At 50.2% G+C, this 26,624-nt stretch carries 20 protein-coding genes; 5 read left to right on the forward strand and 15 right to left on the reverse strand.

Features of this window, described 5'->3' with window-relative positions; translation table 11 throughout:
* Positions 1–9: 9 nt before the first annotated feature.
* From DFP95_RS12955 to DFP95_RS13000, 10 genes are all read right to left on the reverse strand, one after another.
* Complete coding sequence (locus tag DFP95_RS12955; protein WP_115993054.1) at positions 10–1,158, reverse strand: ABC transporter permease; 1,149 nt, start codon at positions 1,156–1,158, stop codon at positions 10–12.
* Positions 1,159–1,160: 2 nt separating this feature from the next.
* Positions 1,161–2,159, reverse strand: a complete 999-nt coding sequence (locus tag DFP95_RS12960) for an ABC transporter permease (protein WP_115993055.1) — start codon at positions 2,157–2,159, stop codon at positions 1,161–1,163.
* A 96-nt stretch (positions 2,160–2,255) separates the two neighbouring features.
* Positions 2,256–4,229, reverse strand: coding sequence for an ABC transporter substrate-binding protein (locus DFP95_RS12965; protein WP_245987631.1), 1,974 nt, complete (start codon positions 4,227–4,229; stop codon positions 2,256–2,258).
* 598 nt (positions 4,230–4,827) lie between these two features.
* The gene (locus tag DFP95_RS12970) at positions 4,828–6,945 is read right to left on the reverse strand and encodes a DUF5054 domain-containing protein (protein ID WP_115993057.1); all 2,118 of its coding nucleotides are present in this window, start codon (positions 6,943–6,945) and stop codon (positions 4,828–4,830) included.
* On the reverse strand, positions 6,938–8,755 hold the full coding sequence (locus DFP95_RS12975) for a right-handed parallel beta-helix repeat-containing protein (protein WP_115993058.1): 1,818 nt from the start codon (positions 8,753–8,755) through the stop codon (positions 6,938–6,940). The genes DFP95_RS12970 and DFP95_RS12975 overlap by 8 nt, the downstream gene beginning before the upstream one ends.
* Before the next feature lie 304 nt (positions 8,756–9,059).
* On the reverse strand, positions 9,060–9,536 hold the full coding sequence (locus DFP95_RS12980) for a (2Fe-2S)-binding protein (RefSeq protein WP_115993059.1): 477 nt from the start codon (positions 9,534–9,536) through the stop codon (positions 9,060–9,062).
* Positions 9,533–10,372, reverse strand: coding sequence for an FAD binding domain-containing protein (locus DFP95_RS12985; RefSeq protein WP_115993060.1), 840 nt, complete (start codon positions 10,370–10,372; stop codon positions 9,533–9,535). Before DFP95_RS12985 ends, DFP95_RS12980 begins: the two co-directional genes overlap by 4 nt.
* Positions 10,369–12,687, reverse strand: a complete 2,319-nt coding sequence (locus DFP95_RS12990) for a xanthine dehydrogenase family protein molybdopterin-binding subunit (protein WP_115993061.1) — start codon at positions 12,685–12,687, stop codon at positions 10,369–10,371. Before DFP95_RS12990 ends, DFP95_RS12985 begins: the two co-directional genes overlap by 4 nt.
* 137 nt (positions 12,688–12,824) lie before the next feature.
* A complete protein-coding gene (locus tag DFP95_RS12995) occupies positions 12,825–13,505 on the reverse strand; it encodes a DUF7002 family protein (protein ID WP_115993062.1) in 681 nt (226 codons plus the stop codon).
* A gap of 34 nt (positions 13,506–13,539) precedes the next feature.
* Positions 13,540–16,617, reverse strand: coding sequence for a hybrid sensor histidine kinase/response regulator (locus DFP95_RS13000; RefSeq protein WP_115993063.1), 3,078 nt, complete (start codon positions 16,615–16,617; stop codon positions 13,540–13,542).
* 197 nt (positions 16,618–16,814) lie between these two features.
* Between DFP95_RS13000 and DFP95_RS13005 the strand changes: the two genes are divergently transcribed.
* The 4 genes from DFP95_RS13005 (at position 16,815) to DFP95_RS13020 (ending at position 18,814) form a co-directional block, all read left to right on the forward strand.
* Complete coding sequence (locus tag DFP95_RS13005) at positions 16,815–17,219, forward strand: CBS domain-containing protein (RefSeq protein ID WP_115993064.1); 405 nt, start codon at positions 16,815–16,817, stop codon at positions 17,217–17,219.
* Between the two features lie 225 nt (positions 17,220–17,444).
* Positions 17,445–17,774, forward strand: coding sequence for a PadR family transcriptional regulator (locus DFP95_RS13010; protein ID WP_115993065.1), 330 nt, complete (start codon positions 17,445–17,447; stop codon positions 17,772–17,774).
* Entirely contained in the window at positions 17,771–18,169 is a 399-nt protein-coding gene (locus DFP95_RS13015) for a permease prefix domain 1-containing protein (protein ID WP_115993066.1), read from the forward strand. Before DFP95_RS13010 ends, DFP95_RS13015 begins: the two co-directional genes overlap by 4 nt.
* A gap of 12 nt (positions 18,170–18,181) precedes the next feature.
* Positions 18,182–18,814 carry a hypothetical protein gene (locus DFP95_RS13020; RefSeq protein ID WP_245987633.1) on the forward strand — a complete coding sequence of 211 codons (633 nt, stop codon included), beginning with the start codon at positions 18,182–18,184 and terminating at the stop codon, positions 18,812–18,814.
* 61 nt (positions 18,815–18,875) lie between these two features.
* On the opposite strand, the gene DFP95_RS13025 is transcribed toward DFP95_RS13020, so the two are convergent.
* The 5 genes from DFP95_RS13025 to DFP95_RS13045 form a co-directional block, all read right to left on the reverse strand.
* Positions 18,876–20,612, reverse strand: coding sequence for an ABC transporter substrate-binding protein (locus DFP95_RS13025; RefSeq protein WP_115993067.1), 1,737 nt, complete (start codon positions 20,610–20,612; stop codon positions 18,876–18,878).
* Positions 20,613–20,690: 78 nt separating this feature from the next.
* Positions 20,691–21,596, reverse strand: a complete 906-nt coding sequence (locus DFP95_RS13030) for a carbohydrate ABC transporter permease (protein WP_115993068.1) — start codon at positions 21,594–21,596, stop codon at positions 20,691–20,693.
* A gap of 12 nt (positions 21,597–21,608) precedes the next feature.
* Entirely contained in the window at positions 21,609–22,565 is a 957-nt protein-coding gene (locus tag DFP95_RS13035; RefSeq protein WP_115993069.1) for an ABC transporter permease, read from the reverse strand.
* Between the two features lie 168 nt (positions 22,566–22,733).
* Complete coding sequence (locus tag DFP95_RS13040; protein WP_181907387.1) at positions 22,734–24,254, reverse strand: response regulator transcription factor; 1,521 nt, start codon at positions 24,252–24,254, stop codon at positions 22,734–22,736.
* Positions 24,247–26,031, reverse strand: a complete 1,785-nt coding sequence (locus DFP95_RS13045) for a sensor histidine kinase (RefSeq protein WP_115993071.1) — start codon at positions 26,029–26,031, stop codon at positions 24,247–24,249. Before DFP95_RS13045 ends, DFP95_RS13040 begins: the two co-directional genes overlap by 8 nt.
* Before the next feature lie 195 nt (positions 26,032–26,226).
* On the opposite strand from DFP95_RS13045, the gene DFP95_RS13050 reads away from it, so the two are divergent.
* Positions 26,227–26,535, forward strand: coding sequence for a Dabb family protein (locus DFP95_RS13050; protein WP_115993072.1), 309 nt, complete (start codon positions 26,227–26,229; stop codon positions 26,533–26,535).
* The last annotated feature ends 89 nt before the right edge of the window (positions 26,536–26,624 follow it).

The raw sequence follows: 26,624 nt of genomic DNA on the forward strand, positions 1-26,624 counted from the left end.
TGAAGTCGATTACTTCTTGTATGGGTCGGCCGCGTCGCGCAATCCGTCGCCAAGGAAATTGTAGGTAAGCACGGTTAAGATGACGATCCCTAAAGGGAATAGCTTCCATGGGTACAAAGCGACGTTCTCGATCATCTGGGCTTCCTGCAGTAATACGCCCCAACTCGTGGCCGGCGAACGTATGCCCAATCCAAGAAAGCTCATGGCCGTCTCGCCGAGGATCATGCCGGGAATCGCCAGAGTGGTCGCCACGACCAAATAACTAAGAAATCCGGGAACTAGGTGCTTCACGATGATTTTCGTATTCCCAACCCCGGCAATCTTCGCGGCGACGACGTAATCTTCGTTCTTCAGGGAGATGAATTTGCCCCTGACGACCCTCGCCAGATCCGTCCAACCGATTAAGGAGAAGATAATGACGATATACAGATACATCGTCACGACGGGTATTCGAGGCGGTATGGCAGCCGACAACGCCATCCATAACGGCAACGTCGGGAATGAACGTATAATTTCGATAATCCGCTGAATGAGGGAATCGATCCACCCGCCGAAGTACCCGGATATCCCCCCGATGATCAAGCCAATCACGAAGCTGATCCCCACGCCTACGAGCGGTATGCTCAATGAGATTTGGCTTCCGAGTACGATTCGCGAGAATAAATCCCGTCCCATCCCGTCCGTGCCGAGAAGGAACAATCGGCCAGGCTGTTCAACGCCGAACATGTGCGTGGACGTCGGAATAAGGCCAAGAAACTTATAGCGCTCTCCCTTGACGAACATTTGCAGCGAATAGCGCTTCTCCTTGTTCGCCACGAACATTTTTCTCATCGTCTCCGGATCCCTGGTAGACTTGAGCTCATACACGAATGGTTTGATATGGAACTTCCCGTCGGCATCCACGAAGCGCAGCGCCATCGGCGGAGCATTCACGTACTTACTGTCGTAGCTCTGCAGATCGTAAGGAGCTATGAATTGAGCGAATAAGGCAACCGCATAGAGCAAGCCTAGAATGATCAGGCTGATACGAGCCAGCTTGTGCTTCTTGAACCGGAGATACATAAGCCGCCATTGCGAGCTGTAATTGGTGTCCGCGCTCGCAAGCGGCTTAGCGGCGGCCGTCGTCTTCTGTCTTCTGAATAATGGAAGTGTGCTCATCGTCAGTTACCTCTGAACTCTGTGCGGATTTTTGGATCTAGCCATGCTAGCAGAATATCCGAGATCAACGTTCCGAGCACGGTCAGCAGCGCCATGAACAGCAACCACGAGCCTGCCAGGAACATGTCTTGGCCAAGCAATGCATTGTACATTACCGGTCCTTGTATCGGTAAATTCAATACGATAGCGGTAATGGTGGCGCCTGTAAAAATCGAAGACAACGACCAGCCGAACGTACTTACGATCGGGTTCAAGGCTGCTCGCGTCGGATATTTGAATAGAATTCGGATTTCGGACAGCCCTTTGGCTCTAGCCGTAACGACGTTAGGTTTGTTCAGTTCGTCCAGCATCTGGCCGCGCATGACGCGGATCAGGTCCGCCGTGCTCGCCAATCCGATGACGATGACGGGAATTACCATGTGTTTGGCCAAATCTATCATTTTGTCGATCGACCATGACGCATTGACGAATTCGTTGGAGAACAAACCGAGTAGAGGATCGCCGAACCACGTATAGGATAAAAACATCAGAATGATCGCAAGAAGGAAGTTAGGCGTTGCCATACCCAAAAAGCTGATTCCGGAGAAAATATAATCGCCTGCCGAATATTGCTTGACGGCCGTGTAAATACCGATCGGTATCGCTACGGCATATTGAAACACCATCGTAACCAACGAAACGACGAGCGTAAGGCCCATGTATTGCTTGACTACGTCCAAGACCGGTTTGTTGTAGTTAAACGAAAAGCCGAAATCCCCGTGCAGCACTATTTTCTTAGCCCACATCGCGTATTGCTCGTATACGGGTCGGTCCAGTCCCAAATTCGCCCTCATCTGATCCATGTCGGCTTGCGTCATTACTTCGCCAGTCGCCGTCATTTGAGCCGAATAACTCGACACGTAATCTCCGGGAGGAAGCTGAATGATATAGAACACGATGAAGGAGATGAAAATAACGACGGGAATCGCCATCAGAATTCGTTTGATCGAATATTGGAGCATCTAACCCAATCCTCTCCATTGCAGTTGATATCCCCGAACGGACGAGCGGTAACGGGGAAACGCTATTCCCGTTACCTCCTCGTTGTCGGTAATTACTTATTGCTTAATGAAAAATTGCGCCGGATGGCCGTTGCCGATCGTCCGGTATTCATCGGCCCACACTCTGTCGGTAGGAATGTTGCGCATACTGTTCGAAGCTGCGAGCAGCATAGGAGTCGGACCGGCATAACCGATAACCCATTGGTTCTTCATATGAAGCTTGTAGATCTCGTTGCTTAGCCGATCGATTTCGCTAGCGTCTTTACTAGCTTTGATCTGATTCCACAGATCAAGAATCGCCGCGACGTCGCCTTCCGGCTTCACGCCTTCCGCGCCTCCGGATTGCGTGAACAATCCGTAGTGGCCGAACCAAGGCGTAATGATACGAAGCGGCACCAAGGCGTCAGGTCGGAACGCCACATTGGCAACGGATATATTCTCGGTATGCATTGGAATCTCGTTCGCATACTTCATATCGAAGTTCGCGCCTGGCTCAACGACCTTAACGACCGTTCTTAATCCCAAATCCTCATAATATTTCGTCAGCAACTCCAAGAACGCGGCGTTATCCGTGCTCTGCTCGACGATCGTCAGAGTCAAATTTTTGCCGTCCGCGAAAGTGCGGAAATTGTCTTTGTCGCGTTTCGTCAAACCGATCTCGTCCAGCAGCTCGTTGGCGCGCGTCGGGTCGAACTCTGCCCATTTCTGCGCCCAGCCTTCCTGGTAGCCGATTACGCCTTCCGGAACGGAAGCTTGGATCGGCTCGGCTATACCGTTCGTGACGATCTCCGTGATTTCGTTGCGGTCGACGCCGATCGATACCGCTTCCCTGAAGCGGATATCTTGGAATAGCTTGCGCAGGTTCGGATCCGGCGTCGTCTGGTTAAATTGAATTCCTGCGCTGGACCAAGCCGGCTGGGTCCAAGGAATGACCCTGAAGTTGCCTTTCGCCTCGTTTTCCTTTAATACCGTAAAATCGGTTGACGTGAAAGTGACCAGGTTGTAGTCGCCGGCTAACGTGCCAAGCACCTTCTGACTAGGATCCTGAATCTTGGTCGCGACGATCCGGTCCATGTAAGGAAGCTGATTGCCTTCGGCATCCGTTTTCCAGTAGTACGGATTACGTTCCATAACGAATTGATCGCTATTGGGATCCGTCTTGGCTACCCAAGCCCTAAGCGTCGGAATTTTCGAATAGAGCCAGAAATAGTACCCCGTCTCGACCAAAAACGCCTTCGGATCCTCGTAGCCCCATTCCTTCGTTATTTCAAGCGTTTTGGCATCGCCTACGAATTCCGGAAGAATGGTTTTCTGAAAGTGCGCTGGAGCGAAAAACCATTTGTTATCGATCGCAACGCGTTCCAGGAACTGAACGCTCGGGTATTTATGGGTTACCGTGAAGGTATAATCGTCGACCTTCTTCACTTCGGCCAACGCTTTATCGCCCGTCACCGGATCGACCGAATAATAGGCATCGTATATTTTCTTGCCGAAGGTTTCCTTCGTCAGCATGTGTTCCCAATAGAACAAAACGTCGTCGGCCGTGAACGGAACTCCGTCGGACCATTTCATGCCTTCCCTCAGATGAATCGTGAATACGGTGGAATCCGCGTTGACTTCGAAGCCTTTGGCTACGTTCGGCTCCACCTTGTTTCCTTCCTTATTGAACCGGAAGAGCGCTTCTTCCGTCGCCATTCCGACGCCCCACTTATCGCCGGGACCGGTCCACGGCATCTTCCATTCGCCGCCGAATTGCCCGATTTCTTCGACGACTTCCTCGATCATGATATCCGAAGCGGCAGGCATCCGGTCCTGCAATGGAGGCAGCTTCCCTTCGCTTACGAGCGTCGCAAGCATCGGAGCTTCCTTGGAAACCGTACCGCCGGCAGTCTCGACCGGAGTATCCGTTGCGACGGCTTTCGTTTCGACCGGCGTCTTGACTACGGTAGGCTCCGCATTATTATTGCTGCAGCCTGCCGCAATCACAGACACGATAAGAAGTGCTACCATCAGTAATCTTGTCTTTTTCAAAATAACCCCTCCATGATTGAATTAACGTCTCGATTCCTATCGCAATTTGTTCGCGCGCATCTCTGCAATTCACTCGTCGCAGTCCTCCCGCACCACCTCCTCGCTTTTATTAAACCGGTTTAATTGCTGTCGAAAAAAAATGAATCTTATGGAACGGCTTCCTGAGTAAGCGCTTTAATTATAAGTATCGGAGACCTTCTTATTTGCTTCATTCCACCGAATGCTACACGAAAAACGAATAGAACTCCTTACGCGACTTATGCATAAGCGAATTCGATCCGTTGATTCTCTAGGTGTAAACTTCTCTGGGTTGCGTGGCTCGATCCTCTGTGTTCCGGTACTTGCGTCTTGTTAATCATATCCTCCTTTATTGATATTAAGCGCTTTTAGTTGTAGCGCTTTCAATTCTAATTAAAATTAGTTAGGACAATTAGTGAAGCGCTTAATAAAAGATTACTATGGAGTTTCCTTTAAATCAATCATTATTTCAAGCGTTCCGTCAAATATGTGGCATCCCACCTTTATCGGGCTCTTTTTCCATATGCGTTCCATAGAAAACAGCGGCCCGAACTCGCCGTTCGGACCGCTCATATATTCCCTATTTCCGATTCGAATGAAGTCTAAGCCTAAATCTGAACTTCGCGTCTTCTCCATACCACATCGGAAAGTTCGTTCCCCATATATTATTGTGAAGATTAAAGTCCCAACCTCCATCTAGCGGGGCGAAAGTGTTATCGAACTGCAGGAGCCTGCCCCGGCCGGGCGCGGCAAGAGCCGCATCCAAAGTCTCGATGTCTGCCACGCCGTCGGCGCCTTCGTAACGAACGCCGCTTCCCAGCGCATGCAGATTCCGGTTGCCGTCTTTGACCACGCGAAGGGGAGATAGCGGCATCCCCAGCTTATCCATCGTCCATAAGTTCGGATTATCTACCTGCAGGCCGCAACCGAACCAACTCGCTTCAGGCAATCTGTTCGCCTCTTTGCCGAACCATAGCAAGCTAATACCTATAATGCCCGTAACGAAATCGATCGCGTATTCGATCTCAAGCTCTCTTGGCGCTCCGTATTGCTTATGGGCTTCTTCCGGCATGCGCAATCGCAGGACATAGCGATCCGAAGATTCGCCGCGGAGTCTATGAAGATCGATCAGTACCGGTTGAAATAACATATGGCTAGGACGCGGCCTTACGAATTCGAAACCGGGTTTGCTGAAATCCGCGTCCGCCCAAGGATGGGTAACGGGTAAATTCTGCATATAAGTGCGGAAGTAGCGTGCGTAATCCTCCGTTCCGAACGTCTCGTAAGCGTAGCTTCCGAAAGGAGTTTTTTCGTCGATCCAGCGTTTTCCGTTGTCGTCTTCCAGATGTATAAGCGCTCCGTTCTCCGAAAAAGCGATCGAGTACGGTCCGCTCCGATGAATAGTTCGGACCTGCAGCGTTTCCGCTCCGGCAAGATCAGCCGAAACCGGACTCAATTGATTTAACGCCTGCAGAGCTTCCTCCCTTCTTACTGGAGCCAGATGCGAGACAGCTTGATCGATGTATTCTCTCTGCTCCGCCCATGAGCTCTCGATCATGGAGTAGGAACGGCGACTTTGCTCCGCTTCGAACAAGCCTTGAGAATGGCGGTCGAATTCGTCCATCGCGAACGCGCCGATATAGCCGAATTTCGCCGGAAGATCATGAACGTCCACTTCGTCCTTCAAGCGGGCAGCCTGAAAGTCTTTCTTGGAATAGTTGCGGAAATCCGGCAGCCATTTCTTGACGTCGAGTCCCCAGGTGTGCTCCGCGACGAATAGCATCCCTTCGCTCATGCCCTTATACTCTTCGCTATTCTCGATCATCGTGCCATCCTCGATCCACCCGCTCCGCAAACGCTGGAGCTCGCGAAGCTTCGCTAGCTTCAACGGATCCGTCCCGGCGCCATGAATCCAAGTATCTCCGATTTCTTCGCGGATGAGCGGCAAGCTGTCGCGACGCTCCGCGAGCTTCTCCGCGAACGCATCCAGCGTTGAGGCCAGCACCTCCGCCTCCGGATAGCGGCTCTGAATTTCTGCGAACTGCTTGCGAATTTCGTCCGCATCCGGCGGTCCGCAGTTATCGCCCGAATGCGCGAACACTAGGACGTCCTCCAGTCCTTCGACTTGCACGGCTTCGCCATAACTTCCCGCATAGTTAACGATGATTTCCGATCCGTCGTCCGACTGCCAGCGAAATAGACGAGGCACGTCCGGACGCATCGACGCCGGATTAACGCCGAGATGCATATATTGAATGCCGGCATCGCTCAGAAAAGGAACCATCCCCAGCGTATGTCCAGGAACGTCCGTCATCTTGGCCGCAATCGTCCGTTTGCCGAATCGCTTGTCCAATTCGCGGCTGATCGATAGTCCATAACGAATCAGAAGCGGGTCCATAAGCTCCGTATGAGTCGTGAACGGAAACCCGTGCCAGGCGATATGACCTCGCGATATCGCTTGCTCCATAACTCGCTTCCCTTCCTCGGAAGCATTGTCCAAGTAATGACGAATGAGCCAAGAACCGGTTGTCCAAATAAACCGTTCCTTGCCGCCCTCGCTCTCCATCCGTTCGGCAAGCTCGATTGCTTTCGGAATATACTCCTCCACGTATTGCTTCGTAACGTGAGCGGCAAGATTCGTAAAACCGATATCCAAATGCGTCTTGAAGACGACATGCACTCGCTCGATGCTAACCATTAGATGTCTCGTCCTCCATTACTTTGATCTTATTTTCAGGAAAACAGAAGAGCGTCTCCCGGATCATCTTGCCGATACGGACGGATAGTATCTCGGTTCCTCCGATGACCGAATTCCCCTCGATTTTCACGTCTCTGCATGCAGCCAATCCGATCAGTTCGTCATGTGAATCCGAAATATCCGCGAGACTCTTCTGTAATTCGATTTCATTGTCCGTAAAAAGGAGTTGTTCCGTGCTTTTGGCATGTAGCGCCGACGACGAATCGTTCATGACGAATCTGTTACGTTCGATGCGAATATTGCTGTGAACGGGATAGGCGTCGCTAATGATGCTGTTCTCCGGCTCAATGCGGATAACCGCATGCTCGGTCCCGCCGCATTCCATGAATTCGTTGCCTCGAATCGTTACGTCCTGTACCCTGCCCGATTCGAACCAGCTCTCCGCATCGTCCGCGATAAGGATGGCGCTCATCGTCATCCGGTCGAAGCGGTTATTCTCGATCACGACTTTTCGCCGCGTCGTTACCAGAATGCCGCGAGTCGGAATTCGCGCGAAGTAATTGCCGCTAATTTCTACCTCGGGCGTCCAAGTGATGTTCTCGATCACGTCGCCCGGATGCCACTCAAGCGGCGCTTCCCGCTCGAGAATTAATCGGATTTCCCTTCGGTTCACCGCCTCCGCGGCAACGATTCGATTGCTGGCATAACCGCCAAGCGTCCTTCCTCTCACGAATTCAATGGTATCCCCGGGGAAAAAAGCCTCGAATCCGTATGTCTGAGGATGCGCAAAGCGGACAAGCAACTCGTTGGAAGACGGTTGTCCAACTACTAGCAGATGCGTGCCGTGTACATTTATGGGGTCGTCGTGACCGCCGATAAACCGGCTGTTAGCGATTTTCACTTTGCCGCGGCAACCGGACAAATGAATGAAGTCGGCGAATGCCGCCGCAGTTCTTCCGCTGTCGTCGCGAGGTGCCAAATTCATCTTGTCGAATAAGAGATTCTCGCTGAATTGGCAGATGATGCCTAAACCGTGCATGTAGTGCATGCCGACGTTGCTCCAACCGATATCGCGGCAGCCCGTCGCAAACGTCCCGACCTGATCGCGCAGCCCGTCTCGCATCTGCAGTACGGTGCCGGCCATCAAAGCAGGAATCCCTTTGCCGCTAAAACGAAGCTTCCCCGGTTCGGGCGTCTCCGCCTTTTCCGCCTTTGCGACCCAGTTGTCGACCCGATGCGTCGTATTCGTTACAGGGTCGTATACCTGCATCGGACCATGCCCGAAACGCCAACCGTCGCCGATCCAATATAGCTTTCCGTCCGTGATTTCATACCGCGAATCCGGATGAACCCTCGCCTCCAGAAATCCGGCTCCGGAGAGCTCCACCGTCATTTCCGCCATCGTCGGCCGAGCGTAATCGAAGTTAAAATTACGAAGCTCAATCCGCTCGCAGTCGTCTAGCACCATCATCGTCTGCTTGCCATGAACGATGAAAGAGGACCCTTTGCCTTCGAGTGTGAGATTCTTCTGCCCTTGCAAATACAGAGCAATCGTCTTCGTTACGTCCGCGTTCTCTTCCTCGCTGGCCGTATTCGAAATATAGTAGACCTTACGGGTAGCATTCGCCGGATAAAAGTCGTAACGCCCCATCGGGCAATCGAGCACGACCGGACTTTCCGAGCGAGAGGCCGCCTCTAGGGCCAATTGCATCGGAATAGTCGCATCCTCTCCCGAATCGGGTCTAGCTCCGAAGTCCGTAAGCCTAAGGTGAACGTAAGCGAGCGAATCCGCGTTTTCAGTCGTCTGCATATCCCTATCTCCATCCTCCGCGAATATAAGTTCACAATAGATTATGTCACTGATATATTCAATTGGTTAACATAAATATATCAGTGATACATATTAAACAGCGGTCAGGAACTCTTTCCCGACCGCTAGATCCAAATTTTAATTTATTCTGATCGTTCTTCAAAAATCGTATTGATCCCCAAGTATGAAAGAGAGTATGTCCCTTGTCGATAGCTAAAGCGGGTAGGATTTCATGCTAGTCCATTCTAGCAGAACGAGAAGGCTAAATAACCACTTTTTTTCGATTCGGCCTGTTGAGACCGATTTAACCTTGCCATCTTAGAACCGACTTTATAGCCGCGCCGATCTCCTCGTAACTCGTGCATCTGCATATATTGGACTGCAGCCATTCTTGAATGACATCGTCTCCCGCTTTCGGCCGATGCTCCGCCAATGCATGGCATACCATTATAAAACCCGGGGTGCAAAATCCGCATTGGAAAGCGAAGTGGTCGACGAAAGCTTGTTGAATCGGCGTATTGCGCAGTCCTTCGATCGTAGCTATGCGGCTTCCGCGAGCTTCGATCGCTAGCATCATGCAAGACTTGATCGGCACTCCGTCGACGTGAACCGTGCATGCTCCGCAGTCTCCGTTCTCGCAGCCGGCTTTTGCTCCCGTCAACCCCAAATGCTCCCTCAAGACGCGCAACAAAGTATCCGCGGCGCGAATCGCGGCATGATGACTCTTATCGTTGACGAGCAGCTCGATTTCGAATTTGACCGACCCGGGGTGTCCGTTCATAAGCGCCTCCGTTCCAGTGCTTCCATGGCGTCCGTCAACGTATTTCGCAGCACGAACGTTCTATATGCCGCGGAGCTCAAAATATCGTTCAATATCGGATAAGGCCATCGGCGGATCGCGACCTCGATTCTTTCTTGCACGGGCAGCGCCGTATCGTTCAGAACTTCTTCTAGCTCCCGCGAACGAAAGGCAGCTTCGCTAACGCCGCTGAAAGCCATACGAATACCCTCCGCCGCGCGAAGGCCGGTAACTCGAACGATCGGATAGTCGATTTTCTCCTGCTTCGTTTTTTTCACGGTAATAAACGGGAGAGCGAGATATCTCGCCTCGCTTATTATTTGCACGAGCAGTTCCCCTTTTTCCAGCCGCGGTTCGCCGTTCATGACGAGATCAATCGGGACCTGACGTAACCCGCCCGCTCCGGCCAGAACGACCTGGCTGTCCGCCAACAGAAAGGGCAGCAACGCTTCCCGATAATAGAATTTGCCGCATAAGTTGCCTCCGATAGTAATTTTGTTGCGGTTGGTGAAGTCGGCAACGTTCCTCGAAGTCTCGCTCAGCAGCGGGTATAAATTAGCCTCGACAACATTCGTAAGCGTAATTGCCGATCCAATGACGAATCGGTCCTGCCGAACGGCCATGACGTTGCATTCGGGTATCCCTTTAATATCGATGACTGCACCCGTCCGCAACAGATTCAACCGTGCCATCGATATGATCTCGGTTCCTCCGGAATAATATATCGGTTCAAGACCGGCAGAATCCGCCCGTTGAAACGCCTGAACCGCTTCTTCGATCGATTCGGGTCTTTCATATTGGAAATCGAATGAAATCATCCGCGCGCCTCCCTATTCCGCCAGATGAGCTCCGGCGTCAAAGGCAGCTCGTTCAATTCGACTTCGGCCGCCACCGACAGAGCATTGGCCAGAGCCGCGGGCATTCCGATCGTACCATGCTCTCCGATGCCGCGAGCGCCATAAGGCCCCTCCAAGAATGGCGTTTCCACGAAATCCACCAGATATATCGGGTTTTCTCCGAAGCGAATCATTTTATAGGAACGTAGCTGCGGATTCAACACGGCGCCCTTGGCATCGAACAGGAAAGCCTCTCGGCTGGCGAAGCTGAGCCCCATATTCATTCCGCCCGCCACTTGACCGCGCGCGGTCCCTTCGTTGATGACTTTGCCGGCATCGATAACGGACGCCGCCTTAACGATTCGATACGTACACTCCCGCGTATCGAACTCGACTTCGACCGCTTCCGCCCCGACGGTCCATTGCAGCCCGGGAATGCCTCGGCCCGTCTCCGGATCGAGCCGGCTCTGACGATGAACGCGGTAACGTCCGCGACCGATGACGGGTTCCCCGGACGCGCTGCCGTCCGGATACATATATCCGCTGGCAATCGCGCCTATCTCCAAGCTAACGCTCGGATCGTCATTGGCGTATACTTTGCCATGACCGACCTCTAACGTCTCCGGAAGCCTGCCGAGCACGATTGCCGCGTTCCGCTTCAGCTGCGCTATGACATCCTCCGCCGCATCCAGCACGGCGCGGCCGACCATCGTCGTACTGCTGCTGGCTACGGTTTTCCAATGCTCCGGGGTAATCTGCGTATCGACATCCATCTTGACATGCACCAGCCGGACAGGCATGTTCATCCGCTCCGCGAGAATTTGCGCCATGACGGTTCGATTGCCTTGCCCGATCTCCACCGAGCCTATGCTCAAATTCGGGGTCCCGTCGTGATTAAACGTAATCGTCGCTCCCGAGCCCGTATCGACCGCGGAACCGGATGTTTTCCATATGCAAGCCAGCCCAATCGCTCTAACTTTATGGCCATCCAGGACGATTCGTTGTCCTTCGTCCCACCGAATGAGGCTTTTCAATTTATCGATGCACTTCGTAAGATCGCCTAGATTGCTGCTATCGAACGGCGCTTGAGTCGGCGAAGTATCCCCGGCCTTGATGGCGTTGAGATAACGCAATTCCATGGGATCCATCCTCAGTTTCTTCGCCAGCAAATCCATCGTGCGCTCAACGCAGAACATAGCCTCCGTATGCCCGAACCCGCGGAACGCCGTGGCATACGGATGGTTCGTATATACGCTTAACGCATCGCACCATACATTGTCGATCCGATATGGCCCCGTGCAGTCTACGGCGGCCGCTTGGGTAACCAATGCCCCTTCGTCCGTATAACCGCCGTTATCGAACAGGAAGGTGATTTCCCCCGCGGTCAATTTTCCTTCCCTTGTCGCGGCAAGCTTTACTTTCGCTTCCAATCCGATATGGCAAGGCGATCCGACCAAGTCCGTCTCGCGGATATTATTAAGTTTAACCGGCCTGCCCCCGCACGCCGTCGAAGCCAAGTAGGCGATATATTCCAGCTGACAGGAGCCTTTGCCTCCGAATCCGCCTCCGACGAACGGAACTTTTACCGCTACCTTGGATTGATCCACTTGGAAAAACCGTTGAAACAAGCGTTTGATGTTATACGGGTCCTGAGTCGACGTTCGAACCTCGACGAGACCGCTCGGCATCGCTTCGACGATGGCGCATCGCGGCTCCATCGCTCCATGGTCGGAAGTATTGAAAGCATAAGCGCCTTCAACGACGAATTCTCCGGCCGCCCACCCCGACCTCATGTCGCCTTTGCGGATTTTGACGCGATTGCCGACGTTCGTGCCGGGCTCGGGGTAGACGTCTCCATACTTCCTGTAGCTTCCCAAATCCTCGTGAACCAATGCCGAATCCGGCTTCAATGCTTGACTAGGCGAACTAACGTAAGCAAGCGGGCGATATTCGGCGCGAACAAGCTCTGCCGCCCGTTTGGCGATATGTTCTGTTTCCGCGACTACGACGGCAATCGGTTCTCCGAAATATCGTACCTTATTGACCGCAAGCGGCGGACGATCGGCAAGAACGCCTCCGGTGAGTACGGGAAAATATTGTCCGGTGATGACCGCTTGCACGCCTCTGACCGCCAGAGCTTGCGAGATGTCGATGGATAAGATCTGAGCATGCGACACTGGGCTTAACACAAGCCAACCGTGCAGCAAACCCGGAGATTGCGTATCGTTCGCATACCGGGCGAATCCGGTCACTTTATCTTTGGATTCAATTCTAGGAACGGCTTCCCCGATGGTCAAAGTACCCACCCCCTCCCGAAATCGGCTTCCTACATCCTATAGCGATAATTATTGTCCTATTCTTCGGTAGCTGCTTAAAGAGAAAAAGCATAACGCGCGCCCGCTGTATCGCGGTTACGGTCATGCTTAACGGTCGACTATTCAAGCAACGCCAATGGCTTCGCAAGATCTTTCCATCGATCGGGAATCAGCTGAACATTATCGGCGTAGACGCCTCGTAAATGCTTGGACAAATGATAGGCTCCGTTTTCGATTAGCACCTCTCGAATTTCAGATGCGGTAACCGGCACAAGGTTACTCGCGAGGCTCTTGAACGAGTTCAAGGGCAAGTGCATTTCGGGACTCTTCCTGTAGGAACACTTATTCGGATAACGCGGCGAGCTTCCGGAATCGTATTTCGATAATTTTACCGAGTCATAATGCTCCGATAATAAGGAACGCGCATCGAAAACAAGAATGGCAAAATCTTCATCGGGTTCCCTGCGAGCGTATGTGTCCAGCATTTTCCGGCAATCGCGCAAGGTGGGCCAGAAAAAGACATGCCGATCGATGGAAGCCCGAAATTGTTCCTGCGTACTCGATGGATCGATCATGCTGTCGGGAATTTTCAAATGAGCATTGATCGTTATCGAATGGCTTCCTAGCTTTAACTCCCTCGCCTTTGATCTGCGCTCGCCTGCGAAATGAGGATCAAGGCCATAACTGGATTTCAACGCATCGTAATGCGCAACGGCAGGCAAGTTTCTTGCTCTCGTAAAATGATACAATGATTTTCTTCCGGGGGCATTGGTTACTGAACCGATAATCGCGTCTTTCATGCTCCCACTCCTTCGGAAAACGCTATTCGATTCTCTATTTCTTAACGAAGAATGAAACGGTCGTGCCCCGATCCGGTTGACTTCGAATTTGAAGCCCTTGCCCGTAAATCTGCTTCAGCCGGCGATCGACGTTGAGCAAGCCGATTCCCTGCTTATCATCGGAGCGCTTGTGCAGTAGGCGGTTCAACGTTTCTTCTTCCATCCCTTTGCCGTTATCCGTCACGACGACTTCCACGCGATCTTCCCGATCCAAGATACCGATCGTGATCCGCCCTCCCGCGGTTCTGCTCAAAATTCCGTGCCTTAACGCGTTTTCTACCAACGGCTGAATGGAAAGCGGGGGAATCATCAGACTTAAATCCGCGTTGATCTCCCACTCGACGAGCAATCGGTTCTCGAAGCGTTCCTTCTCGATATATAAATAAGAGCGAACGAAATCGAGCTCGCGCTCCAGCAGAACAAGCGATTCGGCATTCTTGAAATCGAAGCTCGACCGTAAATAATTGCTGAACTCGTTAAGCAACTGGCGCATTTGAGCGAGATCGATCTCGCTCAGCGCGGCTATCGCGTTCAGTGAATTGAATAGAAAATGCGGTTTAATCTGAGCTTGCAGCCATGCCGCTTCCATGCTTAACCGTTCGTTCACCGACCGGTTCAAATCGGTTAACGCCTTCACGCGGGTTCTCAACTCGATCGCGTCCGCAGGTTTCGCGATATAATCGTTTGCCCCCGATTGGAATCCTGCGGCGATATCCTCCGTCCTGTTGCGAGCGGTCAAGTGGAGTATCGGCAGCTCGGACAACGAATAACGCTCGCGTATCGCTCGCGTTAATTCGTAACCGGACATGCGAGGCATCATGATGTCGGTAATGACCAGATCCCACTCCTTGCTCTCCAGCCGGGACAGAGCTTCTTTGCCGCTTGTTACGGCTACGACGTCAAATGAATACTCGTCGAGTATGCTTTCCAATATTCTCAAATTAAGCGCGTCATCGTCAACGATCAATATTGCCGGTCTTTCCTTTGCTGCGACCGTAACCTGTGCGGTATTCGCGATTGATACATCGCTGAAGAACGCTGCCGCCGTTTCGGCGTGAGCGACGCTAGAGAGCGGCGCATCAACCGGCGTCTCCCGCACGACGGTTTCGGGGATTGGTAAAGTAAAAGTAAACACCGAGCCTTTACCAGGCGATGAGCTCGACTCCAACTTTCCGCCATGCAGTTCGACAAGCTGCTTGCTAATGCTTAATCCAAGACCGATTCCGCCTCCATGGGCAGCCGTCATTCCAGAATCGCCTTGCGCGTAAGGTTCGAAAATCGCACGTTGGGTTTCCGTGTCCATCCCGATCCCCGTGTCCTCTATGCTTATATAAGCAATTCTGTTTTTCACGTCGGCACGAATCGTAATATTTCCTTCGTCCGTGAATTTCATCGCATTGTGAAGAAGATTGTATAAGATCTGAATCAATCGGTTCTCTTCGGCCATTACGGGGGGAAAGTCGTCCGGAATCCGATTGACTAACCGAACAGGTTTCCCTTCCAACATCGAGCGAAGCATGTCGATGACGCCTACGATAACGTTTTGTATTTGAATGCTTCGAGCTTGCAACTTAATATTCTCTTCTTTCAGCCGCGTTAAATCGATCAAATCGTTCAGCATGAACGACATTCGCCGGCCGACCGTTAGAATCAGCTCCAGATTTTGAACGCTTTTGCCGTTTAACGATTGTTTATCGCTGTCCAGAACGATTTGAGTCATATTCAGCATGCCATGAAGAGGATTTCGCAATTCATGGGAGGTGTTCGCCAGAAAATCGTCCTTCTGTTTGTCCGCTTTCCGCAGCTCGATGGACATCTTCTCCGACTGCGCGAACGTATGGATATAACGCTTGAACCAATAGGAAACGAAGGCAAGGAAGGAAACGACCAGATCGACGGGATAGTAGAATATCTCGATCAAGCCCGCGTCCTTCGCGAAACTCCACACCATATTATTCGCCAGCGCGGAAGCTCCCAGCAATAACGCTATGGCATCCTTGTCGCTCTTCATTGCCGTTCGCAAGGTAATTACCGGCACGATAAGAAAAGAAAGCAAAACGAAACCCGTAACCCCTCCGGAAACCGGTAGCACGTATTGAACGGGCGCAAGCGTGACATATAGAGCGAATATCGCGCCTACTATGGAATACCATCTAAAAACCTTTACATTCAAATATTCAGTTAACAGCCGTTTCGTAAATTCAAGCATAAAGACGGAAGCGCCCAAAAAGGATACGAGTTGAATTCTGGAGAACCATTCATAATTGAGCGGAAACCAAAGCGACAACAGCATATCGTCCGATACGAGAACCCACAAAGTCGAGAAGCCTATGGCTCCCGCGAAATACATGAGAACCCGCTGTCTTACGCCGATAAAATACAATATAAAGGCGTAAACCGCGTGCAGAATAAAAATCGCGCATACCATTAGTTGCAGCCCTATTGCCAGCCACGTTTCTCGGTTAATGGCGGCGTCCGTTCCGAACGAAATGGATTTGACTATACCGCCGGATCGAACGTCGTCGAAATTAGATACTTGGACGACAAGATCGATCACTTCTCCTTCGGGGTGAAAAATGGCTGAATACGGCGCATTACGGGCGACATAACCTTCCGCGCTCCGTGCTGGATTTCCCGAACTCGCCAGCCTTTCGCCATTCACGTACAACGCGGATGAGGATGGAACGTTGAACAACCGAATCCCGTACTGCAGCTCTTCGTCCGGATCTATCAGAATTCTTAGGCGATATGTCCCGATACCTATCGGAGACTTGGACTGCGAAGGCAGCTTTGATTTCCAATTTCCGGGAACGCGAATAAACTCCGGATGAGCATCCGAAGCGGTCATACCGATGTCCCCGCCCTCGAGAAGGGTATTAGGGTAAAATTGCCACTCCCCATCTAATTTAAAGGAGTGCGCGGATGAAAGCTTCCAGCCGCGCAGGTCTAATTCGCCTCTTGCGACGTTCGGATGATCGGAAGGCGAATTCACTAAGATCCAGAGAATTCGAACCGCTATAAGCAGAATAAGAAACGCGCTGGTGACGACGATTATTCTAGTTTTATTTCGCATAATTCCTAATAATTCGACAGGAAAATGTTATTCCCTTCTTGTTTTCCATTGAGCGATTTCGGCGATTCCAAGTCCCTAAAAACTTCCCCATCCTAATTTTAAGTATATAACCTACTATTTCCGATCCAAGTTCACCGAAAATTATGTTAAAATTAACATATCGCTATGCGAACACTCCAAGTAAAGGAGATTAAATGATGAATATTCGTTCTTTTTTATTGCCTAAAGCCGAAGTTGCTTATATCACGACCACCGCGACGATGCGCGACGCGCTGGAGCTATTGGACACCTGCCATTATTCGGCGATACCCCTTATCGATCACGAAGGTAAATATGTAGGAACCTTATCCGAAGGCGACTTGTTATGGAAAATGAAAAATACGCCCGGAATCTCCTTCGACAATATGCATCAGGTTCCGATCATGGAAATCAAAAAAAGGATTCGCAACGAATACGTCTCGGTCGACGCGCAATTAGACGATATGCTCGCGCTCGCCGCCGACCAGAATTTCGTTCCCGTTGTGGATGACGAAATCCTTTTTATCGGCATTATCCGTCGCAAGGATATTATCGAGTATTATACGAGAAGCATTACTGATTAAGCGTGCACAGATGTCCACTAGAGATTACCACCACTTCACCAAGATTAATGATAGAAATCCCTGTTCCCGTCGCGCCTTTCCGGCAACGCGGGAATTTTTTTGCGATTATCGCGAAATATTACTTTGACACGCAGAGCAATTCGTGATAAATTTACTCCATCAGATAGAGCTATGTCTGATAGAGCACTATCACATAGAACAATTCTGCACGCAGGAGGACGCCACATGATTCGAAGCGACATTATACGCGGGCACTTGGATGCGATTATTTTGCGCCTCATCTACGAGAAGGATTATTACGGATACGAAATATCCAAAGAAATCGGCTTTCGCACGTACGAACGTTTTCAGATCAAAGAAGCCACGTTGTATGCCGTCTTTCAAAGGCTGGAACGCAAGGAGCTGATCGAATCCTATTTGGGAGACGTCTCCCATGGCGGCAAACGCCGCTATTACAAAATCACTAAACTCGGCAAGGCTTATCTGCGGGAAACGATCGAGGAATGGAAGGAAATCAAAGAGATCATCAATATATTCATGGAGGGATTAGATTGAAGAAAATTAACAAGCACGTCGAAGAATGGTTCAGCGACATACCGGACAACGAGCACAATCAGAGGATCAAAGAGGACATCGTCATGAACTTGGAAGAAAAGGTTAACGATCTTATGCGCCTAGGCAAAGCGGAGGAAGATGCCGTCAACAAAGCGATCGTGGACTTCGGGGATATCGAGGATATCAAAGCCGAGTTGGGAGTAAGCGGAGTGAAACCGCGCAACCGCTTTTCCTTGCATCTCGGCTTCTCCCTGTGGGGGAGCGGGTTGATCATTGCGTTGTCCGTCTTCATTAATTTCTACTATACTCCCGATTCGATTTGGTTCGTGTATCCTACCTTCGCCGTTGCTTGGTGGCCGTTATCCATGTTCTACAAATGGCTTGCGAATAGGTAAGGGGGACTTCCTATGACGAACAAGCGATTAGCCTTTGCCGTGACGGGAAGTTTAATGAGTATTTTCTTCCTCATTATCGTCAATTATCTGACCACTCCGGGAGAAATATGGTTTCTCTATCCGGCTTTCACACTGCTTCAGTGGCCAATCAGCCTCTACTTTTTCTCGAGAGGCAGGATCAAGGATTATTCCGCCGTCACAAGCGTCCTTTTCATATTGTTATTGATTTGGGAAAACGGAATGCACTCTCCGGAACATCCCTGGTTCCTCTATCCCGCCTTCGCAATCATTTGGTGGCCGATTCTTATGTATGCCGGCCGGTTTGCCGGTACGCTCGCCATGGCCTTTATTGGCAGCCTAAGCATCATAGTTTCCTACGGCATGTTGAATTTCTTCATTTCGCCGCAGTTTCCATGGGCGGTCTTTCCCGCCTATGCCGTACTCTGGTGGCCGTTGTCGATTTACTTCGGCCTCCGTAAGCAATGGTATGGTTTCTCCGTCTGGGCAACGATCATGAGCGGTCTGTTCTTTATCGTAACCAATGCCATAACGACAATGGAAATCTGGGCGATATACCCCCTATTCGCTATCGTATGGTGGCCTCTTAGCATGTATTATTACCGCGTTAAAGCTTCACGGGTTTAAAAATAGAGAAAAGACCCGATGAGCGGGTCTTTTCTCTATTGGCGTCGTCATGCTTGACTGATTATTTCGCGCTCCAAAGAGCCACGCGATCCTGGACGTATTTCGTATAACCTTTCTCCATTTTTTCCACTCCCGCTTTATCCAGGTCTTTCATATAATCATCCCAGACTTTATCGAAATCCGCGGGTTTGGCAAGAATGGCTTCGGGAATTCTCTTCCACGTGATATCTTTCATTTTCGTCCCCAGAATCGATACCTCGTCCTCGCCCGGAATGGAGATGTTCCAAGCCGCGCCGTAAGCCTTTTCTTTGAATTCATCCTCTTTCGGGAACAAATCCTTCCAGATCGTCGCGTTATATGCCGCAAGCGTTTCTTTCTCGACGTCGCTATAACCGACGACCAATTGCTCGGGGAAATTCTTGGTGTAATAATTTCCGGTAGAATCTTTGGCTCCATCGCCGTAGTGTACCATCGTATTCCAATAGAAGCCGATTCCGGATTCTTTCGTGAATGCCGTATTATCGTTATTAATCCGATCTTGAACTTCTTTAGGAACTACGCGTTTGCCGTTCTCCATGACGTAGTGTTTGCCTTCGATACCCCAGTTGTTAAGGATCTGACCTTCGTCGGAAGCTAAGAAGTCCAGGAACTTAATGATACGGACTGGATCTTTGGCTTTGCTGGAGATGGAAATACCGTACCCGCCCATAAATCCGGTTGGCCAGAACGAGGATTCCTTGATGTCCTTCGACATCGTTACGGGATAATGGCCATAGGTTTGATCCAGCTTGCCGGCCGTTTTCAAAGCTTGTTGGCTGTCGTTATAATCCCAATCTTGATCAATGAGGCCGAGAACGCGTCCGGTAGCGACTTTGGCTTTATATTGATCGTATTTCTGAACGAAGCTTTCCCTGTCCAGCAAGCCGATATCGTTCATGTGGTTCAACCAGCGGAAGTATTCTTTCTCCTCGGGACGACGGAAATGATAGATCGCTTCATGGGTTTCTTGGTTGACGAAATATTCGCCGTCGTCGGACCCGCCCGTCGTTGCGACTGCCGGATTCGTCACGGAAATGTACATATGCCAATCGTCCGCGTTAAGCGATACGCCGATGTTCTTATTACCGTTCTCGTCCGTCGGGTGCTTCTCCAGATAAGCCTTGATTACGTTCTCGTAATCCTGAACGGTACGGATTTCGGGATAACCCGCTTCTTTAACTACGCGATGCTGCAGTTCGAATCCTCCTCCGGCAACGAATCTTTGCTCGTCGACGGCCGCCCAAGTCGGGAGTGCGTAGATAGATTGATCTTCATTGGTATACTTTGCGCGAGCCAGATTGTCGCCGAGCACTCTTTTGATATTCGGAGCGTACTTCTCGATTAGCTCGGTAAGATCAAGCACGGCACCGGCGTCCACTAGCTTCCCGATATCTCCTTTGGCCGATATAATATCCGGATATTCTCCGCTTGCCGCGATTAACGCGACTTTCTGGGCAGGATCGCCTACCGCGAATTCCGCGTCCAAGGTAACTCCCGTTTTTTTCGTGATTTCTTTGCTTACTTCGTCTTGCATATTGTTCCAGTTAGGATTCGGATCTTCGGCGAACAAAGTGAAAGTAATCGGAGTTAAATCTTCGGAACTCGCGCTTGCGCTTTCAGAGCCGCTGGCGCTTGCTGCCGGTTTAGACGCTTCCGGACTAGTCGCGTTCGAATTATTGTTGCCGCTGCACCCTGCGATAAGACCCGTAAACAATGTAAGCGTTAGTAGAATCGTAGCCTTGCTTTTTAGTCCTGACATTCTTTCGAACCCTCCCAGATATTGAAGTTATCTATCGTATAAACAGGATTCCCTGCGAATACCGCGTTTGGCGAAGCATTAGCTTTTGACCGCTCCCAGCGTCATTCCCTTAACGAAATAACCTTGAAGGAAAGGATATACGACCAGGATCGGGACGGTTACGACGATCGTAATGGCCATTTTCACGGACTCCGGCGATACTTGGGCCATAATAGCGGTCATGTTCTTTCCTCGAAAGCTATCGACATTAGTCGTCGTGCTTTGGATGACCTTCATCAGCTCGAATTGCAATGTCGTCAGATGTTCTTGCGAGCCGTTATATAAATACGTATCGATCCAGGAATTCCATTGCCCTACCGCTAGGAAAAGCGCGATTGTCGCGAGTGCAGGCTTCGTAAGAGGCAGGATGACCCGCCAATAAATCGTAAAATCGTTCGCTCCGTCAAGCTTGGCCGACTCCTGCAAGGCATACGGGATCCCGTCGATGAAGGAACGAATGACGAACACGTTGAATGCGCTGACAAGACCGGGCAGTACGTAGACGGCGAAAGTTCCCATCATATGCAGATCTCTGATCAGAATATAGAAAGGAATCAATCCGCCGGATACATACATCGTCAGCGCCAGAAACGTTGATACGAATTTACGGCCTTGAAAGTCGGCTCTGCTTAACGTATAGGCGAGCATAGAGGCGCTTATTAAACCTAATACAGTCCCGATAACCGTTCGAAGTATCGATATTTTCAAGCCCGTAATCAGACCGGAGAAAGCGAATATCGTTTCGTAGTTTTTCAACGTGAATTGACGGGGAAAGATCGTAATGCCGCCTCTAACGCTGTCTATTGAATCGTTTAAGGAAATGGCCAGTACATTCAGAAACGGATATAAGGTCGCAAGGGTTGCAACGATAATGACCGCGTATACGACGATATCGAACAATCGGTCAGACCAGGGCGCGCCTCTGGTTAATTTCTTGGTTTCCATTTGGCACCCTCCCTAAAAAATGCTTTCTTTCGTCAGTTTCTTGAATATTCCGTTAGCCGAGAAGAGCAGAACGACACTGATAAGCGAATTGAACATATTAATAGCGGTACCGAATGAATACCTTCCCATTCCTAAGCCGTAATTAAGCGCATATAAGTCAAGCGTTTGAGAATAGTCCCGGACTAGATTGTTGCCGAGCAAGAATTGTCTTTCCCAACCGATACTGATCAAATGGCCGATCGATATAATCAGCAAGATAATGATCGTCGTTCGGATTCCGGGAAGCGTGATATGCCATACCTGCCTCCAGCGGCTAGCTCCGTCTACTCTCGCGGCCTCGTAAAGCTCCGGTCCGATACCGGCTATTGCAGCCAGAAATATAATAGCGTTCCAGCCTGTTTCTTTCCAAATATCTGAAGCGGTTACAATTCCCCAAAAGAGCTTTCCTTCACCCATGAATTGTATCGGCTCATTCACGATATGAAGTCCCATTAGAATGTCGTTGACGATTCCGTTGTCCGTCGAAAGCATTTTCGATATAATGCCGGCCGCAACGACCCAGGATACAAAGTGGGGAAGATAAGAGATCGTCTGCACGAATCGTTTCAGAGCTTGTACCCTTACTTCGTTTAACAGTATTGCAAATATGACAGGCACCGTGAAGCCGGCAATTAATCCCATGCCGCTCATTGCCAGGGTATTTCTTAGTGCTTGATAAAACATGTCATCCCGAAACAATTCCTTGAAATAATCGAAGCCGACCCATTCTTGTTCCATGAACGACTTTCCAGGCTTGAATTTTTGGAAAGCCATCGTCCATCCCCAAAGAGGCAAATAACTGAAGACGAACACCCAGACAACAAAAGGCAACGACATCATATACAAATATCTGTTACGAATAGCTGTTGACCAGAAACGACCGCTTCGAGGCCTTTTTTTGATTGTTGGCGTCACTGTTACCGCTTTCATGTCATCCCTCCTGCTCCATGTAGTTATCTTAATCGAACGCCGTAACACCGACTACCCGAAGGATTTGGCATAAAATCATATCAAAATTAGTGAAAGCGTATTCAATGCGCAATAAAAAGAGCACGACCATCCATAGGGACGACCGTGCTTGCACTGACCCTTCATCGTTCATTTTTTCTTGTAGCCGCTTGGGGAGCTTCCCACGTATTTTCGGAATTTCGCGTGAAAGTAGTCCACGTTGGCATAACCGACCTTGGTCGCTACTTCATAGACTTTGTCGCCTTGCTCGAGCAGCAATTTCGCCTGTTCGATTCTGACGTTGTCCAGATAGGTATTGAAGTGGGCACCCGTAGCTTGTTTGAAAAGCTTACCTAAGTACGCGCTGTTGTAATTGTATAATTCGGCAAGCTTCTCCAGCTTCAGATTCTCGTTGAAATTTCTGTGTATGAGATCGGTCATCCGTTTAATCAGCTTGTCTTTTCCCAAGTGTCCAAAGGCGTCCGAGATCGTTCGAACGATGTGATTTACTTTATCTAGAACCGAGCCGTAGCTCCGTTCCTTGTGAAGATCGATAAACGCTCCTCGGATTTCCATGCTCTGAAATCCGTTATGGCGATGAGAAAATTTATCGAACACGGAAGTTAACAGCTGCACGTGCGCGTTTTTAAACTCCTCTTCCGCGTAACCCTCTCTCTTCAGCGTTTCCGCCATTTCCCTAATCACGTTCATGCCGGCTTCGAAGTTTCCGACCTCCATGGCTAGATACAGCGAAATTATCGCATCCGACAGAAGGCTTTCCAAAGCTTGATGTTCTCTGTCGCTCGTACGATCGGGATCGATATCGGCCATGATTAAGCTGGTTTCCTCATGGAAAAACCGATTTTTCATTCTTGAGATCGCTTTCTGATAAGAGACGACGACATCTGTCCAGCTTCGAACGGCTCCCCCTGCCGAAGCAGAGAATTCCGACGAATATTCTTGGCAAGCTTGCTCTATTTTCTTGTATATCGTTCTTTGATTCCACTCGTCGCCGACTCCGTTTTTCACGAGAACGCCGATGTAGGGATCCATGGCAAACGCGATTCCCCGCTGGCACTGGTCGAAATGCTTCTCGAGCTTCTGCTTAATCAGCATATGAGGGGCGAAAGCCGCTTCGTTGGTCAGAGGCTTTACTAGAACAACTTCGTATTCCTCCCAATTTAAGTCTTCTATACGCGAGGTGGACATGTCAAGTCCAGAAGCTTCGGTCAGCAGGGCTTGAATGGAACGTTCCATCGTACCTTCGTCGGATCTTTCTTGTTTTTTCGATTCGGCTTCGTCCAACTGCGCATGTAACACTCGCAAATAATTCGTTAGTTCGTCTTCGTCCACGGGCTTCAATAAGTAACCATCGATTCGATGAGCGATGGCTTGCTTGGCGTACTCGAAATCCGCGTAACCGCTTAGGATCAATACATGCAGTTCCTGTCCCAGATCCCGAATATGTTTCACTAGCTCTAAACCGTTCATTCCGGGCATTCGAATGTCGGCGATCATCAGATCGGGTTTCTGGAGCTCGCATTTCTGAAGCGCTTCTTGCCCGTTGGCTGCCGTATCCATGACGCGGAAACCCATGTCCTCCCAAGGTATTAGCGTTCTAAGTCCCTCGCGGATCGTCGGCTCGTCATCTACTAACAATACGTTATACATGCCACTCACCTCCATACGGTATCGTAAACGAAATGCGGGTTCCGATGCCTGGCTCGCTCTCGATATGAAGCCCATGCCCGTCTCCATAAATCAGCAATAAACGCAGATGTACGTTTTGAAGCCCGATGCGATTGCGTTCATCGTCCTCCACTTGATTGATCGACTTATAGATTTGCTGGATTTTCTCCCCCGTCATTCCCGCTCCGTTGTCGTAAACGTCGATGACGATGCGATCGTCTTCGATCCCGGCTTGCACGGAAACCTTTCCGCCCTCCAGCTTGTTCTCGAGTCCGTGAATGACCGCGTTCTCTACGAGAGGCTGAATGATTAAAGGCGGAATCGAATACTTTTCCAATCGCGGATCGATTCGAAGAGAATATTCCAGCCGACCCTCGTAACGAAACTTTTGTATATCCAAATAACATCTAACGATATCCATTTCATCCGCCAGCTTTGTTTTACCGTTCCCGACCTCGAGAATTCTTCGCATCAATTTGCCGAGCAGGCTGACGATCCGGGAGATTTCCTTCTCGCCTTTTAAATGCGCTTTCATTCGGATCGATTCCAAAGCATTGAACAGGAAGTGGGGATTAATCTGGCTGGCCATCATCTTTAGCTTGATTTCATTTTGTTTGGATTCCAGCAGGTTCATCTGGCTGTTCGAATTCTTGACGGCCTCTACCAGCCCGTTGATGCTGTATACCATCGAATTGAATTGCCTGGAGAGCTGACCGATCTCGTCTTTGCCATCGATCTCCAGAACCAAATCCAGATTGCCTGTAGCGACCTTCGTAATATGCTTGCTTAGCCGAAGCATTCTCTTGGAGAGAATGGTCGAAACCCCATAGATAAGAATAATGGCGATCAGCAGACTCGCGGAAATAACGATGAAAGCATACACGTTGATCCGATTCGCATCCTTGACGATCGTGTCGATCGAGAATACCGAGATGATCCGGAGCGAATTAACGCTGGACACGGGGATCAAAGGTTCAATGAGCACTCGCGAGGCTTTCCCGTCCACGTCGGCTTCGAACGAGCCGCTTTCCTCCTTCATGACGTCTTGGTCGAATTCGATGTCCTCCATCGTTTTACCGACTCGATCCGGACGATTGGCCGCCATGATCGTATTCCGGTCGTCTACAAGCATGGTTTCGAAGGATTCTTGATTCAATATCGCGTTCAGCATGTTCATATTCACGTTGATAACGAGAACGCCGCTCGTGGATTGCTCCACGAAGCTCACCTTGCGAACTAAGCTTAAGTATTGCTTCTGATCCCTCTCGTCCTGAATATAATGCCAGCTGACCGTTCCGTTAGGGCTGGCCATCGCCTTCTGATACCAATCGGAACGAACGATCGCGGGTTCGGGCTGGATGAATTCCCAATTATCCAGCATCGTGGGATTTTCTATATAGAATCTGAGGTTGGATATTTCTTTATAAAGGCGCCGGTTTTCGTTGAACTCCTGGAAATCCCGGTAAGCCTGAACGACCTCGTAAACGGTTTCATATCTTTTGTTGGAAACGGTCGCCAACCGATCGTCGTTGGCCATGCGATAGGAGCTATCGTACGCGACGTCGATAAGCTCTTGCGTACGCGCCTTAACCCGCTCCACGTTCGTAGTCGTTTGATCCATCGCTTTATCGAGCGCCATACCGCGCAATTGGTCCGTTAGAAAAATCCCAACGATGAGTACCGGGATAAAGACGACGACTATAAACGACAGAAAAAGCTTTTTTCTCAGTTTCAAATCGTTTAAGGCCCGAAAAAACAATTCGCGTTACCCCCCTTATTAACCTAATCAGCCTGTCTCGCACAATAATACGCCCATTCCTCCTCCGTTGTAAATATTGCATTCGCCGCATTTTGTCGGGAAATGCGCGGGACAACTTCCCGGTCTTTTCCTTTGGGTACTCATTGATGGTATACTCGAATAGCGAAAATCTATTAACATACGGAGGGCTTATCCATGACTACCCAATCCATCATTCACTCGGTTATCTTTCACCTTAAACATGCGTCCGGATCGGTCGAAGAAACGCGTTTCATCGAAGATGGACGCTCCATCCTCTCTTCCATTCCCGGAGTGCAAAACTTTAAGGTGTATCGCCAGGTTAGCCCTAAGAACGATTATTCCTTCGGTTTTTCCATGGAATTCGCTAACGCGGAGGCTTACGAGAGCTATAACTCGCATCCCCTGCACGTTAAATTCGTGGAAGAACGCTGGCTCGCGGAAGTCGAACGTTTCTTGGAAATCGATTACCACGATCATAAGTAAATACGGTCGATACATTTGAATAAGGGGCTATCGCATGGATGATCGACATCGATCCTCCGCGATAGCCCCTTTGTATGTAGGAATGGCAA

It is taken from the genome of Cohnella lupini (genome assembly GCF_003386205.1).
Taxonomy (GTDB): Bacteria; Bacillota; Bacilli; order Paenibacillales; family Paenibacillaceae; genus Cohnella; species Cohnella lupini.

Excerpts from the sequence above, each read along its gene's own strand:
- DFP95_RS13010 (WP_115993065.1), top strand. The coding sequence starts at position 17,445 with ATGATTCGAAGCGACATTATACGCGGGCACTTGGATGCGATTATTTTG.
- DFP95_RS13030 (WP_115993068.1), bottom strand. The coding sequence starts at position 21,596 with ATGGAAACCAAGAAATTAACCAGAGGCGCGCCCTGGTCTGACCGATTG.
- DFP95_RS12980 (WP_115993059.1), bottom strand. The coding sequence starts at position 9,536 with ATGAACGGACACCCCGGGTCGGTCAAATTCGAAATCGAGCTGCTCGTC.
- DFP95_RS13040 (WP_181907387.1), bottom strand. The coding sequence starts at position 24,254 with ATGTATAACGTATTGTTAGTAGATGACGAGCCGACGATCCGCGAGGGA.
- DFP95_RS13050 (WP_115993072.1), top strand. The coding sequence starts at position 26,227 with ATGACTACCCAATCCATCATTCACTCGGTTATCTTTCACCTTAAACAT.
- DFP95_RS13035 (WP_115993069.1), bottom strand. The coding sequence starts at position 22,565 with ATGAAAGCGGTAACAGTGACGCCAACAATCAAAAAAAGGCCTCGAAGC.
- DFP95_RS12970 (WP_115993057.1), bottom strand. The coding sequence starts at position 6,945 with ATGGTTAGCATCGAGCGAGTGCATGTCGTCTTCAAGACGCATTTGGAT.
- DFP95_RS13005 (WP_115993064.1), top strand. The coding sequence starts at position 16,815 with ATGAATATTCGTTCTTTTTTATTGCCTAAAGCCGAAGTTGCTTATATC.
- DFP95_RS12985 (WP_115993060.1), bottom strand. The coding sequence starts at position 10,372 with ATGATTTCATTCGATTTCCAATATGAAAGACCCGAATCGATCGAAGAA.
- DFP95_RS12960 (WP_115993055.1), bottom strand. The coding sequence starts at position 2,159 with ATGCTCCAATATTCGATCAAACGAATTCTGATGGCGATTCCCGTCGTT.
- DFP95_RS13000 (WP_115993063.1), bottom strand. The coding sequence starts at position 16,617 with ATGCGAAATAAAACTAGAATAATCGTCGTCACCAGCGCGTTTCTTATT.
- DFP95_RS12955 (WP_115993054.1), bottom strand. The coding sequence starts at position 1,158 with ATGAGCACACTTCCATTATTCAGAAGACAGAAGACGACGGCCGCCGCT.
- DFP95_RS13025 (WP_115993067.1), bottom strand. The coding sequence starts at position 20,612 with ATGTCAGGACTAAAAAGCAAGGCTACGATTCTACTAACGCTTACATTG.
- DFP95_RS13020 (WP_245987633.1), top strand. The coding sequence starts at position 18,182 with ATGACGAACAAGCGATTAGCCTTTGCCGTGACGGGAAGTTTAATGAGT.
- DFP95_RS12975 (WP_115993058.1), bottom strand. The coding sequence starts at position 8,755 with ATGCAGACGACTGAAAACGCGGATTCGCTCGCTTACGTTCACCTTAGG.
- DFP95_RS12995 (WP_115993062.1), bottom strand. The coding sequence starts at position 13,505 with ATGAAAGACGCGATTATCGGTTCAGTAACCAATGCCCCCGGAAGAAAA.